A 3,026-nucleotide genomic window follows, 5' to 3' on the forward strand; every position below is an offset into this window, starting at 1 on the left:
GATGAAGATGCACGGGATATGCTTGTAACTTCCAATCTAAAACTAGTAGCTAAGATTGCTATGAAATATTCCAAAGCAGGTGTTAATTACATCGATCTCATACAAGACGGGACAATAGGGCTTATAGCAGCCATAGACAAATATGATCTTTCAAAGGGGCACAGTTTTACATCTTATTCTGTGTGGTGGATAAAAAGGGAGATAATAAACTCCATAGCCAACCGTATAAATGCGATAAAAATACCGAGTTATGTCTATCTGATGAATAAAAAGATAAGAATATTCGAAGATAAATTTATTGAAAAAAACAATAAAAAACCAAGTTACCAAGAGATAGCAGAAGGATTGAACTTGTCACAAGATGATGTGGAGAAAATGAAAGAGGCCTCTGAAATAGGTGTAGGGGGATTTGCAGACGGCAATGAACCTGATCAGGGAGACTTTAATACTGTAGATGAGATAGACAGAGAACTAGACCTTTTGGAAGAGAGAAGCAAAATATCGAATTTAATGAGAAAAATATCTCCGGAAGAGCAAAAGGTGGTGGAGATGTACTATGGTCTCGATGATAATAATAGACTTACTTTCAGAGAAATATCGGAAAAAATAGGTCTTTCAGTTGAAAAGGTGAAATTTTTGAAGGAAAGAGCAATACTCAAGCTAAAATGTGCCAATGAGAGGATGTGGGGCTAGTGAGGCTTTCTGAAATAATAAAAAAATTGGAAAAAGCTTTTCCCAAAGATATGGCAGAATCTTGGGATAATGTTGGTTTACTGGTGGGAGAAAGAAACAGAGACATTAAAAAAATACAAATATCACTGGATGCGACAGAAAGAGTAATAGAAGAGGCGGCTAAAAACAAGGTGGATCTGATAGTAACTCACCACCCACTTATATTTTCACCTTTGAAGACGGTGACTGATTCGAGTTTACTGGGAAAAAAAATAATTAAGCTTATAAAAAATGATATAGCCCTTTACTCGATGCATACAAACCTAGATTCAGCTGAAAATGGACTGAACAGATACATAGCTGAACTTCTGGGAGGCAAAGAATCCAAAATCATAGCTGAGCATCACCGCGACATCTATAAACTTGCTGTGTATGTCCCTAAAGAAAATTATCAGGATGTTCTAAAAAAAATACAGGAGACAGAGGTTTCCCTGGAAGGATATGAAGGTGTATCATATTCTACAGAATGCGTGGAAAGATATAAAGTATCAGGTGAAGATAATATATATATGGTGGATAATATAAAGGTTGAGGTTATAGGGGAAAAGGTGAAAATATTTCGATTATTAAATGAAATAAGAAGAATACACCCCTATGACGAAGTGGCCTATGAAATTTTTTCCATAGAAAATAAATATACAGATGGCGGGATAGGAAGATTCTTTTCACTTGAAAACCCTGTTCTTTTTAAAGAGTATGTAAATTTTATAAAAGAGAAGTTATCAATAGAAAATCTCAGAATAGTGGCAGAAAATGAGGATAAAATAGTGAAAAAAGTGGCTGTTGTAAACGGGTCGGGGATGAGTTTTTTTAAAAAAATAAAAAAATTAGGTGCCGATGTTTTTATAACTGGAGATATAAAATATCACGAGGCTCTAGATGCAACAGAAGAAGGATTGGATTTAATTGATCTGGGGCATTATGAGAGTGAACATTTTTTCAACCATTTAGTTACCCGTGAGTTGGCGGAGTTTACTGATGTTGAAATTGATGTTCTGAATGAAAAACCAGTATTTAAATATAGGTAAGGAGATGCATGATGCGTAAAAAAATATTAATTTTGTTTGTTTTGATTTTGTCTGTGTTGAGTTTTTCCCAAATTAAAGATAATTTAGGTTCTTTTTCTGATGAAGAGGTCAAAAGAATAGAAGAAAGAATGGAAGAGATATCTAAAAACAGCGAACTGGATTTGTATATCAATACTTATAAACCCGGAGAAAATACACAATTGAAAGTCCTTGAAAAAAGTGTTATAATCGATATGGTAAAAGTAGACAGCGAACATTTAAATGTAAAAGTCAGTTTTAGTCAGGACATAGATATAAGTCCTTACCAGGAAGAGATTGAAAATGTTCTTGGAAATTTAGGAAACCTTATTACTGAGGGAGAGAATGAAAAGTACACAATGGAACTTCTGACTAGCCTGGAGGATATTTTCAACAGGATGGGAGAAGATAAAGAGAGCCAGAAGGAAAAATTTTCCAAAAGCGGTAATTTAAGTGGTGTATTTCTGTTTCTTATTTTTCTAGGAATAGGAGTATTTGTAGGGAAAAATGAAAAAGTAAGAGAGTTTTTTTTGAAGTTTGCTAAAAAAGGGTAGTAAGGTTAATCGCTGCCTGTGAAAGCAGGGAGAGGAAAGTCCGGGCTCCGTAGAGCAAAGAGGGCAGCTAACGACTGCTGAGGGAAACCTTAAGGAAAGTGCCACAGAAAATAGACCGCCACTTGCTGGTAAGGGTGAAAAGGTGGTGTAAGAGACCACCAGTTTCTTAAGAGATTAAGAAAGCTTGGTAAACCCCCTCTGGAGCAAGGCTAAATAGGAGAGAATATGGGCTGCTCGTCCACTCTCAGGGTAAGCTGCTAGAGCTTATAAGCGATTATAAGCCTAGATAAATGATTAACTCAGACAAAACCCGGCTTATTTTACTACCTTTTTAAATATAACTATGACCACGGATTGATTCCGTGGTTTTTTAATTTTTTAGCATAGGGACACGGGGGTTCAGAGCAACGAGATAAACATAAAATTAATTTTTTAAGGGTTAAGCCTATGAAATATATAGTCTGGAGCTTGAAGGGGCTGAAAAAAATAAAAAAAGTGTTGACGCAAGTTTGCAGATATGTTATTATATTTCTTGTCCGCGAGAGAAAAGCAACTTTCTCAAAGTGGCAAAAACAAAAGGACATTAGCAATTAAATAGAGAAGGAAGTCAAAATCGTCATCATAGATGACAAAGAAGTCCAAACAAGATTTGGACACAGTTAGGTGTTGATAATCTCGCAAGAGATTTAAATAA

3 protein-coding genes and 1 other RNA gene are annotated in these 3,026 nt (G+C 35.4%); all 4 read left to right on the forward strand.

Features of this window, described 5'->3' with window-relative positions:
* Positions 1–693, forward strand: a 693-nt coding sequence (locus tag ABZA26_RS11350; protein ID WP_372714639.1) for a sigma-70 family RNA polymerase sigma factor, incomplete at its 5' end; no start/stop codon positions are given.
* Positions 684–1,760, forward strand: coding sequence for a Nif3-like dinuclear metal center hexameric protein (locus ABZA26_RS11355; protein WP_372714640.1), 1,077 nt, complete (start codon positions 684–686; stop codon positions 1,758–1,760). The genes ABZA26_RS11350 and ABZA26_RS11355, both read left to right, overlap by 10 nt.
* An 11-nt stretch (positions 1,761–1,771) precedes the next feature.
* On the forward strand, positions 1,772–2,332 hold the full coding sequence (locus tag ABZA26_RS11360; protein ID WP_372714641.1) for a hypothetical protein: 561 nt from the start codon (positions 1,772–1,774) through the stop codon (positions 2,330–2,332).
* An RNA gene (gene rnpB, locus ABZA26_RS11365) (RNase P RNA component class A) lies at positions 2,326–2,666 on the forward strand. Before ABZA26_RS11360 ends, rnpB begins: the two co-directional genes overlap by 7 nt.
* Positions 2,667–3,026 lie beyond the last annotated feature (360 nt).

It is taken from the genome of Ilyobacter sp. (assembly GCF_041583315.1).
GTDB lineage: Bacteria > Fusobacteriota > Fusobacteriia > Fusobacteriales > Fusobacteriaceae > Ilyobacter.

Coding starts and splice junctions, on each gene's coding strand:
- ABZA26_RS11360 (WP_372714641.1), top strand. CDS start 1,772: ATGCGTAAAAAAATATTAATTTTGTTTGTTTTGATTTTGTCTGTGTTG.